This is a genomic window from Xanthomonas massiliensis, from assembly GCF_900018785.1.
In the GTDB taxonomy this organism is placed as follows: Bacteria; Pseudomonadota; Gammaproteobacteria; order Xanthomonadales; family Xanthomonadaceae; genus Xanthomonas_B; species Xanthomonas_B massiliensis.
The window spans coordinates 790,725-804,658 of sequence record NZ_FCOY01000006.1 but is presented as its reverse complement, the minus strand read 5'-3'; the positions used below and the strand labels follow the sequence as shown (position 1 = coordinate 804,658).

General features: G+C 68.7%; 12 protein-coding genes. 3 read left to right on the top strand and 9 right to left on the bottom strand.

Annotation, left to right across the window (positions count from 1 at the left end; genetic code table 11):
* Positions 1 to 49 precede the first annotated feature (49 nt).
* Together guaB and folD are read right to left on the bottom strand one after the other, a co-directional pair.
* Positions 50 to 1,510 (bottom strand): IMP dehydrogenase, encoded by a 1,461-nt coding sequence (gene guaB, locus BN3794_RS06650; protein ID WP_066095122.1) that lies wholly within the window; start codon positions 1,508 to 1,510, stop codon positions 50 to 52.
* A 107-nt stretch (positions 1,511 to 1,617) separates the two neighbouring features.
* Complete coding sequence (folD, locus tag BN3794_RS06645) at positions 1,618 to 2,502, bottom strand: bifunctional methylenetetrahydrofolate dehydrogenase/methenyltetrahydrofolate cyclohydrolase FolD (RefSeq protein ID WP_066095119.1); 885 nt, start codon at positions 2,500 to 2,502, stop codon at positions 1,618 to 1,620.
* A gap of 807 nt (positions 2,503 to 3,309) precedes the next feature.
* Here folD and BN3794_RS16600 point away from each other — a divergent pair.
* On the top strand, positions 3,310 to 3,777 hold the full coding sequence (locus tag BN3794_RS16600) for a nuclear transport factor 2 family protein (RefSeq protein ID WP_160330900.1): 468 nt from the start codon (positions 3,310 to 3,312) through the stop codon (positions 3,775 to 3,777).
* 47 nt (positions 3,778 to 3,824) lie between these two features.
* Here the strand turns inward: BN3794_RS16600 and der are convergent, their stop codons facing one another.
* From der to ndk, 7 genes are all read right to left on the bottom strand, one after another.
* The gene (gene der, locus BN3794_RS06635; RefSeq protein WP_066095113.1) at positions 3,825 to 5,231 is read right to left on the bottom strand and encodes a ribosome biogenesis GTPase Der; all 1,407 of its coding nucleotides are present in this window, start codon (positions 5,229 to 5,231) and stop codon (positions 3,825 to 3,827) included.
* Positions 5,232 to 5,242: 11 nt separating this feature from the next.
* Positions 5,243 to 6,586, bottom strand: coding sequence for an outer membrane protein assembly factor BamB (gene bamB / locus BN3794_RS06630; RefSeq protein WP_328585348.1), 1,344 nt, complete (start codon positions 6,584 to 6,586; stop codon positions 5,243 to 5,245).
* 11 nt (positions 6,587 to 6,597) lie between these two features.
* Entirely contained in the window at positions 6,598 to 7,239 is a 642-nt protein-coding gene (locus BN3794_RS06625; RefSeq protein WP_066095108.1) for a YfgM family protein, read from the bottom strand.
* A gap of 70 nt (positions 7,240 to 7,309) precedes the next feature.
* The gene (locus BN3794_RS06620; RefSeq protein WP_066095104.1) at positions 7,310 to 8,158 is read right to left on the bottom strand and encodes a helix-turn-helix domain-containing protein; all 849 of its coding nucleotides are present in this window, start codon (positions 8,156 to 8,158) and stop codon (positions 7,310 to 7,312) included.
* Positions 8,158 to 8,976: a type IV pilus biogenesis/stability protein PilW gene (gene pilW / locus BN3794_RS06615; RefSeq protein WP_066095101.1), complete on the bottom strand. Its 819-nt coding sequence runs from the start codon at positions 8,974 to 8,976 to the stop codon at positions 8,158 to 8,160. Before pilW ends, BN3794_RS06620 begins: the two co-directional genes overlap by 1 nt.
* Positions 8,963 to 10,174, bottom strand: coding sequence for a dual-specificity RNA methyltransferase RlmN (gene rlmN / locus BN3794_RS06610; protein WP_066095098.1), 1,212 nt, complete (start codon positions 10,172 to 10,174; stop codon positions 8,963 to 8,965). Before rlmN ends, pilW begins: the two co-directional genes overlap by 14 nt.
* A gap of 12 nt (positions 10,175 to 10,186) precedes the next feature.
* Positions 10,187 to 10,612 (bottom strand): nucleoside-diphosphate kinase, encoded by a 426-nt coding sequence (gene ndk, locus BN3794_RS06605; protein ID WP_066095095.1) that lies wholly within the window; start codon positions 10,610 to 10,612, stop codon positions 10,187 to 10,189.
* Positions 10,613 to 10,827: 215 nt separating this feature from the next.
* Between ndk and BN3794_RS06600 the strand changes: the two genes are divergently transcribed.
* Together BN3794_RS06600 and BN3794_RS06595 are read left to right on the top strand one after the other, a co-directional pair.
* Entirely contained in the window at positions 10,828 to 11,460 is a 633-nt protein-coding gene (locus BN3794_RS06600) for a TetR/AcrR family transcriptional regulator (RefSeq protein ID WP_066095089.1), read from the top strand.
* A gap of 40 nt (positions 11,461 to 11,500) precedes the next feature.
* Positions 11,501 to 13,873 carry a 3-hydroxyacyl-CoA dehydrogenase/enoyl-CoA hydratase family protein gene (locus BN3794_RS06595; RefSeq protein WP_066095087.1) on the top strand — a complete coding sequence of 791 codons (2,373 nt, stop codon included), beginning with the start codon at positions 11,501 to 11,503 and terminating at the stop codon, positions 13,871 to 13,873.
* Positions 13,874 to 13,934 lie beyond the last annotated feature (61 nt).

Here is a 13,934-nt window from a genome sequence, read left to right as displayed (position 1 = left end):
CCGCTACGAGAAGAGGGAAGCGTCACCGCTTCCCTCCCCCATGGCCGGATCAACCCATCCGGTAGTTCGGCGGTTCCTTGGTGATCTGCACGTCGTGGACGTGGCTCTCGCGCTGGCCGGCGCCGGTGATCTTGACGAACTGCGGCTTGCTGCGCATCTCTTCGATCGTGCCGCAGCCCACGTAGCCCATGGTCGCGCGCAGGCCGCCGATCAGCTGGTGGACGATGCCGCCGACCGGGCCGCGATACGGCACGCGCCCCTCGATGCCCTCCGGCACCAGCTTGTCGGCATCGCTGGCATCCTGGAAATAGCGGTCCTTGGACCCCTTCTCCATCGCCGCCAGCGAACCCATGCCGCGATAGCTCTTGTAGCTGCGTCCTTGGAACAGCTCGGTCTCGCCGGGCGATTCCTCGGTACCGGCGAACAGGCCGCCGATCATCACCGTGGACGCGCCGGCCGCCAGCGCCTTGCCGATGTCGCCCGAATAGCGGATGCCGCCGTCGGCGATCAGCGGAATGCGGTCCTGCAGCGCGTCGGCGACCATGCTCACTGCCGTCACCTGCGGCACGCCGACGCCGGCGACCACGCGCGTGGTGCAGATGGAACCGGGACCGACACCGACCTTCACCGCGTCGGCGCCGGCATCCATCAATGCCAGCGCGGCATCGCCGGTGACGATGTTGCCGCCGATCACCTGCACCTGCGGGTAGGTCTTCTTGACCCAGGCCACGCGGTCGATCACGCCCTGCGAATGGCCGTGGGCGGTATCGACGATGATCACGTCCACGCCGGCGGCCACCAGGGCCTCCACGCGCTGCTCGGTCTCGCCGCCCACGCCGACCGCGGCACCGACCATCAACCGGGTCGAGGCGTCCTTGGCGGCGTTGGGGTTGTCGGACTTCTTCTGGATGTCCTTGACGGTGATCAGCCCGCGCAGCTGGAAGTCGTCGTTGACCACCAGCACCTTCTCGATGCGGTTGGTGTGCAGCAGCTTGATCACTTCCTCCGAGGCGGCCCCCTCCTTCACCGTGACCAGCCGGTCCTTCTTGGTCATGATGTGGCGGACCGGATCGTCCAGCTCGGTCTCGAAGCGCATGTCGCGGTGGGTGACGATGCCGGCCAGCTGGCCATTGGTGTCCACCACCGGCACGCCGGAGATGTTGTGCGCGCGGGTCAGCGCCAGCACGTCGCGGATGGTGGTCTCGGGAGTCACGGTGAACGGGTCGCGGATCACGCCGGACTCGAACTTCTTGACCTTGGCCACCTGCGCGGCCTGCTGCTCCACGGTCATGTTCTTGTGGATGATGCCGATGCCGCCGAGCTGGGCCATGGCGATGGCCAGCCGCGATTCGGTCACGGTATCCATGGCCGCCGACACGATGGGTAGCTTCAGGTGCAGGTCGCGGGTGAGGCGCGTTCGGAGGTCGACGTCCTTGGGCAGGACGGTGGAATGCGCGGGGACGAGCGAGACGTCGTCGTAGGTCAGTGCTTCAGCCAGAATGCGCAGCATCGGCGTACCCGAATGTGGGGAAGCGGTGCATTTTAACCCGAAACGCGGGCCCCGGCACGTCCTATCCGATGCCCGCACCGTTTCGCCGGCGATACGCCGCGCGCGGCTCAGGCCCCCGCTTCGGCCGCCTCCAGCGTGTTCTGCATCAGCGTGGCCACCGTCATCGGCCCCACTCCGCCCGGGACCGGGGTGATCCAGCTCGCGCGCTGCGCGGCGGCGTCGAAACCGACGTCGCCGACCAGGCGCCCGTCCTCCAGGCGGTTGATGCCCACGTCGATCACCACTGCGCCCGGCTTGACCCATTCGCCGGGCACCAGGCCCGGCTTGCCCACCGCCACCACCAGGATGTCGGCCTCGCTCACTGCCCGGCGCAGCACCTCGCGCGGGGTGAACTTGTGGCAACTGGTGACGGTGCAACCGGCGATCAGCAGCTCCAGCCCCATCGGCCGGCCGACGTGGTTGGACACGCCGACGATGGTGGCGTTGCGGCCGCGCACCGGCTGGTCGGTGTGGGCCAGCAGGGTGACGATGCCGCGTGGCGTGCACGGGCGCAGGCCGAACTGGCGCAGCGCCAGGTGGCCGACGTTGGTGGGATGGAAGCCATCCACGTCCTTGCGCGGGTCGATCCGCTCGATCAGGCGGGTGGCGTCGGGGATGCCCGGCAGCGGCAGTTGCACCAGGATGCCGTGCACCTCCGGATCGGCATTCAGCCGATCGATCAGCGCCAGCAGCTCGGCTTCGGTGGTGCCCGCCGGCAAATCGTGGTCGTGGGCGACGATGCCCACCTTCTCGCAGGCGCGGCGCTTGTTGCGCACGTACACGGCCGAGGCCGGATCGTCGCCGACCAGCACCACCGCCAGGCCGGGTCGCGGCTTGCCGGCGGCGACGCGGGCATCGACCCGGACCTTGAGCTCGTCCAGCAGGCCCTCGGCGATCCGCCGGCCATCAAGGATGCGTGCGGGCAAGGCGTCGGCGGACTCGGAATCGCTCATCGTGGGGAAAGGGGATGACGGGGGAATGCCATTGTCGCCGAAGTGCGCCGCGGCGGCACCCACGAATGCCTGCGCACTGCGTGATATTCCAGGGAAAACTGCCGCGAAGGACTGCACGGGCCGGCCGCACGCACGCCCGCGATCGCGTCGTCGTGCTGCCGCAGCGCCTGGCCTGGCCATGCAAGCACCGGATGCCCGACGCCTGTCACCACGCCGACGTATTGCTCCCGCCTGCGCGAAATGCGTCGGGTATCGGTATTCCCGCCGATACGTCGCGGCCGGTGGCGGGCCGGTTCCCATGCATTCGCGCGAATGCGTTCCCGCCTCGGCGGATCGGGCAGCGCCCAGGTGCCGGCAGGCAATCGCCGGGATACGCCTCGGATTCGGCCCCTGGCGATGCCTGGCACCTTCCACCCCGGCCACCGACGCGCTCGCGTCTTCAGGTGTCGCCAGGCGTGCGCCACGGCCGAGCCGGCACGGGGTGATCGTGACGGCATCGGAGCCGGGCATCGATTGTCGCCGCCGGCCACGGGCACCGCCGCGATCCGGGCCTTCCAGGGAAAGCACCTCGGGAGACAGCATCGGGCACCGGCGTCCGGCATCGCCGACGCGACACATCGCAGTCCACGCCGCTCATCACCAAGGCGTAGCAGGACTTGGCCGCTCCGATCAGGGAAATCCGTGCTCATTGGACACGGCTACGGCCGCCGGTTCGCGGGTTCCGGCGGTCTGCGGCCCCCCGCTCCCTCGTCCAGGACCGGACATCCAGAACCGCTCTCCGGTACCCGTTCCCGCGGAGGTTTCCCGATGTTGAAGCGATCGATGATGGCGGCCATCCTGGCGATATCCTGCCTGTGCAACGCACAGGCGCAGGACCTGGATGCCGAGGCGAAGAAGAAGCTGGCCCTGGCCGGCGCGGCCGTCGGCAAGGCCATCCAGGCGCACGATATCGCCGCCCTGGAAAAGCTCTGGGCGCCCGGCTTCATCGTCAACGGACCCAACAACCGGGTACTTACCCGGGGCCAGGTCTTCGAGGCCATGAAGCGCGGCCAGCTGGACTACGAAGACGGCTACAGGACGACGCTGGAAAAGGTCGAGTTCTTCGGCAACGTCGCGGTCACGATGGGCGAGGACACCTACACCCCCGACTTCGGCCCCGAAAAAGGCAGGCTGCTGCATCGCCGATCGACCAACGTCTGGCAGTACACGGAGGGAGCCTGGAAGATGATCGCCCGCCAGGCCACCCTGTACGACCCGGCGGTGCAGCACTACTGAGGCGCAGGACCGCCATTGCGGCGCGTGCCCGAATGGCGGCGTGGGCGCTACTTGCCGCGGCGCTTGACGTGGCGGATCAGGCGCCGCTTGCGCTGCACCTGCCGCTCGGTCAGCTCGTTCTTCTTGCCCTCGTAGGGATTGGTCCCCTCGCGGAAGACGAAGCGCACCGGCGTGCCGACCAGCTTGAAGCGCTTGCGGAAGAAGTTCTCGAGATAGCGGCGATAGGACTCCGGCAACACCTTCAGGCGCGTGCCGTGGACGACGAAGGTGGGCGGGTTGCTGCCGCCCGGATGGGCGAAGCGCAGCTTGGACACGTGCCCGCGCACGCTCGGCGGCGGGTTGGCCTCGTAGGCCACTTCCAGCGCCTGGTTGACCTCGGAGGTGGAGAACTCGTGCGTGGCCGAGGCATGGGCGCGATGGATGGCCGCGAACAGCTCGCGCAGGCCCGAGCCGTGCAGCGCCGAGATGCGCGCCACCTCGGCCCAGTCGGCGACGAAACCGAGCTTGAGCCGCAGCTGCGCCTCGGCCTGCTCGCGCTGGTAATCGCTCAGCCCGTCCCACTTGTTGACCACCACCACCAGGGCGCGGCCGGCATCGAGCACCGCGCCCAGCACGGTGGCGTCCTGGTCGGTCACTCCCTCGCTGGCATCGAGCATCAGCACCGCGACCTGGCACTGCTCGATGGCCTGCATGGTCTTGACCACGCTGAACTTCTCCACCGCCTCTTCGACCCGCGCCCGGCGGCGCAGGCCGGCGGTGTCGATCAGCCGGTAGAGACGGCCATCGCGCTCCAGGTCCGCCGCGATCGAATCGCGGGTCGTGCCCGGCACCTCGGAGGCGATCATGCGCTCCTCGCCGAGCAAGCGATTCACCAGCGTGGACTTGCCCACGTTGGGGCGGCCGACGAAGGCGATGCGGATGCGCGCGGGATCGCCGTCGAGCACCTCGCCGCTGCCTTCTTCCGGCAGACACTCGACGACCTCGTCGACCAGGTCGTCCAGGCCCTGGCGATGGGCGGCCGACACCGCCAGCATCTCCGGGAAACCGTAGCGGGCGAACTCGGCGCGTGCCGCGTGCACATCGACCGCGTCGGTCTTGTTGATCAGCAGCAGTACCGGGCGCCCCAGGCGGCGCAACCAGACCAGGATCTCGTCGTCCAGGCTGGAGGCGCCCTCGCGGCCGTCGACCACGAACAGGATCAGGTCGGCCTCGGCCGCGGCTGCGCGCGCCTGGCGCGCAGTGGCGCCGGCCAGGCCCTCTTCCTCGCCGGCGATGCCGCCGGTATCCACCACCAGGAACGGATGCGCCTCGTCGAGACGGCATACCCCGTAGTTGCGGTCGCGGGTCACGCCGGGCTGGTCATGGACCAGCGCGTCGCGGGTGCGCGTCAGCGCGTTGAACAGGGTGGACTTGCCGACATTCGGCCGTCCGACCAGGGCGACCAAAGGCAGCATCGCGATCTCCCTCAGTTGCCCAGGCGGTAGGCAGCCAGCGTGCCCTTGGTGTTCTCCACCAGCAGCAATCCGTCCGCGGCGACCGGCTGAGCGGTCAGGGCCTTGCGGCCGATGCGCTCGCGCGCGGCGAGCGCGCCGTCGGACAGGCGCAGCCAGTGCAGGTAGCCCTTGTAGTCGCCGACCACGGCGTAATCGCCCTGGATGGCCACGCCGGTCAGCGTGCGCCTGGCGAGCGCCGGCTGCGACCACATCGGTGCGCCGCTGTTCTTGTCCAGGCCCCACACCGTACCGGCATTGTCGGCCACGACCACCAGGCCCGAGGACACGCCCACGCCGCCGGCGCCGCCGTGGTCGCGCACCCACATCACGCGGCTGCTCGGCCCTTCGATGGCCATGGTCTGGTTCTTGTAGCTGGTCGCGAACAGGGTGGTGCCGTCGAGCACCGGCGCGCCGTCCACGTCGGCCATGCGCTCCAGCTCGCTGCGGCCTTCCGGGATGCCCACGGCCTGCTCCCACAGCGAGCGCCCGTCCTGCATCGCCAGCGTGGTGACGGTGCCGTCGTCGTTGCCGATGAACAGCACGCCCGGCCCGGCGACGATCGGCGCATTGCCGCGTACCGTCAGCGTCGGCGCTTCCTGCTCATGGAACCAGCGCTGCTCGCCGGTGGCCGCGTCGAACGCGGTCACGCGGCCGTCGTTGCTGCGCACGAACACCATGCCCTGGGCGATGGCGGGCGCGGCGATGACTTCGTTGGGCACGTGCGCCACCCACTTCTGCTCGCCGGTGGCCGCATCCAGCGCGATCACCTCGCCGTTCAGCGCACCGATGGCCACCACGCCGTCGCCCACGCCGGGACCGCCGGCGAACATCGGCAACGGGCGCTTCTTCTCGAAGTTGCGCTGCTCCTTGCGCTGCAGCTTCTCCTGGCGCAAGCGCTGCTTGCGCGAGGCCTTGTCCTCCTTCGACAGGCCGGAGGCGCTTTCGCTCTCGACCTGGCTCGGCGCATCGTCCTTGCCGGCGGCCAGCTTCGCCTTGCGGACCTTCTTGGCCTCGTATTCCCAGATCTGCTTGCCGGTCTGCAGGTCCAGCGCCACCACCGTGTAGGAGGTGGCCGCGGCATACACGCGGCCGTCGGCCACGACCGGGTGCTGGCGCACGCCGATGCGGCGCTCGCCCTTGCCCAGGTCGACCGACCAGACCCTGTCCACCTTCACGGTGGGATCGAACTTGACCAGCTCGGCCGGCTCGGCCGCCTTCTTGGCGTCGGCGTCCTTGCTCTTGAACCAGCCCTTCATGGTGGTGCAGCCGGAAAGGGCCAGGCCCGCCAACGCCACCAGCGCCAGGCGCTTGAGCATGTCCTTGGATTTCATCGGTTCGGCTCCGCGGTTTCCGGCACGGTACCGCCGGCTTGCATCAGTTTCATTTCCAGCAGGCGCCGTTGCGGCGCTGCCACGTCCATCAGCGCCAGGGCCTTGGTGTAGGCCTCGCGGGCCTGGTCGCGCTTGCCCTGGGCGAACAGCGCATCGCCACGGATCTCGGTGCTGGCCGCATCGTCCTTGCCGGCCACGAGCTTGATCGCATCGTCGGTCTTGCCGGCATCCACCAGCAGGCGCGCCAGGCGCTGGTCGACCAGCACGCGTGCTTCGCCCTTGGCCTTCACCCCTTGCAGGGTCTTGATCGCCTCGTCGCGCTTGCCCGCCTCTACCTGCGCCTTGGCCAGGCGCAACGCGGCCAGGTCGGCATAGATCCCGACACGGCCCTGCTCGAGCTTGCCGAGGTTGCTGCCGGCCTGGTCGAGCTTGCCCGCGTCCAGGTCCTTGACGACCGCGGCGTAGGCGTCGTTGGCCTGCACCTGCTGCGACTGGTCGTGTTTGCGCCACCACTGCCAACCCAGGATGATCGCCAGGGCCAGCACGATGCCCCCGAGCAGGGCACCGCCGTTGTTCCTCAGCCAGGAGCGGACGCGTTCGCTTTGTTCGTGTTCGTCGAGCAGCTCGTCAATCGCCATGCGTATTCCCTGCCTCCGCGCGGAGGCGGAGACGATGCAGTCCATCGATGGTCAAAAAAACCGCGGCGCGCTAGTTGGAAGCCGGCACCACGGAACCATCAGAGGATACCGCAAACCGGGCCACGTTCGCGCGCCGGAACGGTGTGAGGTCTACCGTACTGCCGTCATGCTGAACCTCGACCGCCGAGGCATTGCCCAGCACGACACGGCCCACCTGCCCCGCCGTGTACTGGCGTTCCTCGCCCGCCTTGACCAGGGCCTTCTCCACCACCTGCCCGTCCTGCCCGGTGACCTGCACCCAGCTGTCGCCGCTGAACTCGAGCTTGAGCCCGGACGGCTCGGCCACGGCCGGGCGCACCGGCGTCAACGAGGCCACGTACGGCGGATTGACCTTGCGCGGGGTCTCGGCCGGCACGCGGGCCTCCTCCGGCGTCGATGCCGGCGGCGCGGGCACCGCTGCCTCGCGCGATCCCGGCATCACGTCCAGCGCGGCCGTGCGCAGCGCCTCGGCACCGAAGTGGTAATGCGCCGCATACCAGATCGGCACGACCAGCACCGCGGTGATCACCACGTAGACGGCGCGCCGCATGATGTTGTCGAACATCCACTTGGCGCGCGGGATGTGGCTGTGGCTGACGAGCTTCACCGGTTCGACTGGCGCGACGTGGGCCTGCGCCAGCAGCGGGCTCAGGTCCACGCCCAGCAGGCGCGCGTAGCTGCGCACCTGGCCGCGCACGAACACCGGCGCGCCCAGGCGCTGCCAGTCCTCCTGCTCCAGCGCGCGCACGACGTGCACGGGCATGTGCAGGCGGCCGGCGGCCTCCTCGATGCTCAGCCCCTGGGCCTCGCGGGCATCACGCAGAACATTGCCGCACCCTTTCGACTCGCCGAAAGCGCTCGGATTCGAATCGTTGCTCACTATCGGTCTTTCCCGGGATCAACGGCAGAAGAGTCCGCAAATTCCTTGCTTAGCCGCTGTTGGTAACGGGCGGCGGCTGCCTTGTCGCCGAGCCCACGTTCAATCTGAACGGCAAGTTGTAACACGGATGCCGTGGCCGGTGCAGCTGCCAATCTGCGTTCCGAGAACGCCCGGGCCTCCAGATAGCGTTCCTGGCGGTAGCGCAGGCGGGCCATCGACTCCAGCGCATAGGCGTTGCCGGGGTCGCCCTTGAGCGCTTCGCGCAGGTCGCGCTCGGCCCGCTCCACCTGGCCGGCCTGCAGCGAACAGCCGCCGGCATTGGCCTGCGCCGCGGCCGTGGCCCGGTAGTTGGGATCGGCCAGGGAGCGGTCGAACCACACCAGCGCCTCGGCCGGATAGCCGTTGGCGCACAGCCAGGCGCCATAGTTGTTGGAGACGTCGCCCTGCCCCGGGGCCAGCTCGGTGGCGCGCTTGTACTCGGCACCGGCGCGGGCCGAATCCCCCGACTGGTCGAGCACCACCGCCAGCACGGTATGTGCATCGACCGAGGCGGGATCGCGCCGCACGGCTTCTTCGGCGAGCTTGCGCGCCTGCGCCTGGTCGCCGCTGCGCAGGCGCTCCACCGCCAGCGCCAGCTGCTCCTGCGCCTGCATGCGGCGTTTGGTCGCCGCGTTGTCGCGCACGTCGTAGCGCGGCGCGACCGATTCGGTCTTGACGATCTTGCCGCGCTTGGGCGAGACGCCGCTGCTCCTGCAACCGGCCAGGCACAGGCCGAGCAGGAACACCACCGCGATCAGTACGGGATCAGGCCGCCGCATCCTGGCCGGCCTGGCTTTGCAGGTGCCGCTTGAACTCCGCCTGCCGGCGGGTGCGGTCCATCACCTGGCCCTTGAGCTGGCCGCAGGCCGCGTCGATGTCGTCGCCGCGCGTGCGCCGGACCATCGTCAGCACGCCGGCATCGAGCAGGATCTTCTGGAAGGCGCGGATCTGTTCTTCCCCGGCGCGCTCGTAGCGGGTGCCGGGGAACGGATTGAACGGGATCAGGTTGACCTTGCCCGAATCGCGCGCCTGCACCGCGTTGTCGAACTGGCGCATCAACCTGGCCAGCTGGCGGGCGTGCTCGGGCTGGTCGTTGATCCCCTTCATCAGGGTGTATTCGAAGGTCACCGATTCGCGGCGGTTGTTGGCACGCAGGTAGCGCGCGCAGGCCGCCATCAGCTCGGCGATCGGGTATTTCTTGTTGAGCGGCACCAGGGTCTGGCGCAGCTCGTCGTTGGCCGCGTGCAGCGACACCGCCAGCGAGACGTCGCTCTCGGCCGAAAGCCGGTCGATCATCGGCACCAGGCCGGAGGTGGACAGGGTCACGCGCTTGTTGGCCAGGCCGTAACCCAGGTCGTCGCGCATGATGCTCATCGCCCGCACGACGTTGTCGAAATTCATCAGCGGCTCGCCCATGCCCATCATCACCACGTTGGTGAGGCGGCGCTGCTGGTGCGGCACGTTGCCCAGGTGGCGTGCCGCGACCCACACCTGGCCGATGATCTCGGCGGTGGTCAGGTTGCGGTTGAAGCCCTGGGTGGCGGTGGAGCAGAAGGTGCAGTTGAGCCCGCAGCCGACCTGCGAGGACACGCACAGCGTGCCGCGGGTCTTGTCCGGGATGTAGACGGTCTCGATGGCGTTCCTGCCATCGGCGCCCATCGCCAGCAACCACTTGTGGGTACCGTCGGCGGAAGGCTTGTCGAACACCACGTTGGGGACGACGACCTCGGCATGCTGCTGCAGCTTGGCGCGCAGCGCCTTGCCCAGGTCGGTCATCTGCTCGAAATCGGTGACGTAGCGGTGGTGGATCCACTTCATCACCTGGTGGGCGCGGTAGCGCTTCTCGCCGAGGGTCTCCTCGAAGAAGTGCTCCAGCCCGGCGCGATCGAGATCGAGCAGGTTCTGGCGCGCACGCGGCGGCGCGGCGACCGCGTCGCCGGCCGGGGCCGAACCGGGAACCTGCACGATCTCGCTCACCGTCGCATCACCTCAGCGCGAGACCACGTCGGTGGCGGCGAAGAAGTAGGCCACTTCGTTGGCGGCGTTCTCGACCGAATCCGAACCGTGGGCGGCGTTGGCATCGATCGACTCGGCGAAGTCGGCGCGGATGGTGCCCGGCTTGGCCTGCTTGGGATCGGTGGCGCCGAGCAGCTCGCGGTGGGCGGCGACGGCGTTCTCGCCTTCCAGCACCTGGATCATCACCGGGCCGGAGGTCATGAACTTCACCAGCTCGCCGAAGAACGGACGCTCCCGGTGGACGGCATAGAAGCCCTCGGCCTCGCGCTGCGACAGCTGCTTGTAACGGGCGGCCACGATCTTCAGGCCGGCCTTCTCGAAGCGGCTGTAGATTTCGCCGATGACGTTCTTGGCGACGGCATCGGGCTTGATGATGGACAGGGTGCGCTCCAGCGCCATTTCAAAAGTCTCCGGGTGGTACGGGCCAGGCGGCCCGAAAGCTAACAACGAAAAACCCGCGTCGGGACGCGGGCTTGCGGCATATTTGTAGCGCAATGTTAACGCCGGGCCGCGACTTTTGCATCCCGCAGGCTGAACGATGCTGCAGTGCAGGATGGCATCGTGGGCGGCGCAGGACCTAGAATCAAACAATCGTTTGATTGATATTGCCCGGCATGAACAGGCCCGCCCACTTCTCGACCAAGGACCGCATCCTCAGCGCGGCCGAGGAACTGTTCGCCCAGCACGGCTTCGCCGGCACCTCGCTGCGCCAGGTCACCAGCCAGGCCGACGTCAACATCGCCGCGGTCAACTACCACTTCGGCTCCAAGGACAACCTGGTCAACGAGGTGTTCCGGCGGCGCATGGACGAGATGACCAGCGATCGCCTGGCGCGGCTGGAGCGGGCCCGGCAGGAACATCCGGGCGAACTGGGGCCGGTGCTGGCCGCCTTCGTCGAACCGGCGCTGGCGATGGCGCAGGACCGCCACAACGGCGGCGCCTTCGTGCGCGTGATCGCCCGTGCCTACGCCGAGAAGAACGACAACCTGCGCAAGTTCCTTTCCGACCATTACGGCCACGTGCTGCGCGAATTCGCCCGCGCGATCGCCGCCTGCCTGCCCGGGCTGAGCAAGGAAGAACTGTACTGGCGGCTGGACTTCCTGGCCGGCGCGCTCACCTACGCCATGGCCGACTTCGGCCTGATCAAGCGTCCGGCCGGGGTGAGCGAGGCCGACCACCGCGCGCGCGCCGCGCGCGAACTCATCCGTTTCGCCGAAGCCGGCTTCGTGTCCGCCCCGGCAGCCTGACCTGCACCACCACGAAACAACACCAACGAGGGTTCATCGCATGTCCAATACCCTGCTTGTCCGTCGCGTCGCCGTCCTCGGTGCCGGCGTCATGGGCGCCCAGATCGCCGCCCACCTGACCAATGCCGGCGTGGATACCGTGCTGTTCGACCTGCCCGCCAAGGAAGGTCCGGCCGACGGCATCGTGCTCAAGGCCGTCGCCAACCTGGGCAAGCTCAGCCCGGCGCCGCTGGCGAGCAAGGCGCTGGCCGAGGCCATCGTCCCGGCCAACTACGACTCCGGCCTGGACCTGCTGAAGGAATGCGATCTGGTGATCGAGGCGATCGCCGAGCGCATGGACTGGAAGCAGGACCTGTACAAGAAGATCGCCCCATACGTGGCCGAGCATGCGGTGCTGGCCTCCAACACCTCCGGCCTGGGCATCAACACGCTGTCCGACGTGCTGCCCGAGCAGCTGCGCCACCGCTTCTGCGGCGTGCACTTCTTCAACCCGCCGCGCTACATGCACCTGGCCGAGCTGATCCCGTCCAAGGCCACCGACAAGGGCGTGCTCGAGGGCCTGGAGACCTTCCTGACCACGACCCTGGGCAAGGGCGTGGTCTACGCCAAGGACACCCCGAACTTCATCGGCAACCGCATCGGCGTGTTCTCGATCCTGTCGGTGATCCACCACACCCAGCAGGCCGGCCTGGGCTTCGACGAGGTCGATGCGCTGACCGGCCCGCTGCTCGGCCGTCCCAAGTCGGCCACCTACCGCACCTCCGACGTGGTCGGCCTGGACACGATGGCCCATGTGGTCAAGACCATGCAGGACCTGCTGCCGGACGATCCGTGGCACAAGTACTTCGGCCAGCCGGCCTGGCTGCAGGCGCTGATCGCCAAGGGCGCGCTCGGCCAGAAGACCGGCGCCGGCATCTTCCGCAAGGTCGGCAAGGACATCCTCGTGCTCGACCTGGACAAGCAGGACTACCGTCCAGCCGACCGCCAGGCCGACCCGGAAGTGGTCGAGATCCTCAAGCTGAAGAACCCGGCCGAGAAGTTCGCCCGGCTGCGCGCCAGCGCGCACCCGCAGGCCCAGTTCCTGTGGGCGGTCTTCCGCGACCTGTTCCACTACACCGCCTATCACCTGGCCGACATCGCCGACACCGCGCGCGACGTGGACCTGGCCATCCGCTGGGGCTACGGCTGGAAGCTCGGCCCGTTCGAGACCTGGCAGGCCGCCGGCTGGAAGCAGGTGGCGCAGTGGATCGCCGAGGACATCGCCGCGGGCAAGGCGATGAGCGATGCCCCGCTGCCGCCGTGGGTGCTGGACGGCCGCGACGGCGTGCACTTCGCCGACGGCAGCTACAGCCCGACCAAGAATGCGATCGTGCCGCGCTCCTCGCTGCCGGTGTACAAGCGCCAGCGCTTCCCCGACCCGATGCTGGGCGAGACCTTCCCGCAGGGCGAGACCGTCTACGAGAACGAAGGCGTGCGCATGTGGACCGACGGCGACGGCATCGCCGTGGTCGGCTTCAAGACCAAGATGAACACCGTCTCCGATGCCGTGCTCAACGGCCTGCAGGAGGCCATCGGCATCGCCGAGCGCAAGTTCAAGGGCCTGGTGATCTGGCAGCATGGCGAGCCGTTCTCGGCCGGTGCCAACCTGGCCGCCGCGCTGGAAGGCCTGCAGGCCGGCAAGATCGCCGAGTTCGAGGCGATGGTGGCCAACTTCCAGCGCACCAGCCAGCGCATCAAGTATTCGCTGGTGCCGGTGGTGGCCGCGGTGCGCGGCCTGGCCCTCGGCGGCGGCTGCGAGTTCCAGATGCACAGCGCCAAGGCGGTGACCTCGCTGGAGAGCTACATCGGCCTGGTCGAGGCCGGCGTGGGCCTGCTGCCCGCCGGCGGCGGCCTGAAGGAGCTGGCGGTGCGCGCCTCCCAGGCTGCCGGCTCGGGTGGCGACGTGTTCGCCGAGCTGAAGAAGGTGTTCGAGACCGTGGCCATGGCCAAGGTGTCCAACTCGGCGGTCAATGCCAAGGAGCTGGGCCTGGTGCGCGGCGGCGACAAGGTGGTGTTCAATGCCTTCGAGCTGCTGTACATCGCCAAGGCCGAGGCCAACGCGCTGTACGAGGCCGGCTACCGGCCGCCGCTGCCGGCGCGCCAGATCCGCGTGGCCGGCGACGTCGGCATCGCCACCTTCAAGATGCTGCTGGTCAACATGCTCGAAGGCCGCTTCATCAGCGACTACGACTACGAGATCGCCACCCGCATCGCCACCGTGCTGTGCGGCGGCGAAGTGGACCGCGGCGCGGTGGTGGACGAGGAATGGCTGCTGACGCTGGAGCGTCGCCACTTCGTCGAGCTGGCCCAGCAGGAGAAGACCCAGGCTCGCATCGCCCACATGCTCAAGACCGGCAAGCCGCTGCGCAACTGAGGTTCGGGACCGGTCCGCCCCCGCCCGGGACGGACCCGCCGAATCCCCATCCCGAATCTCA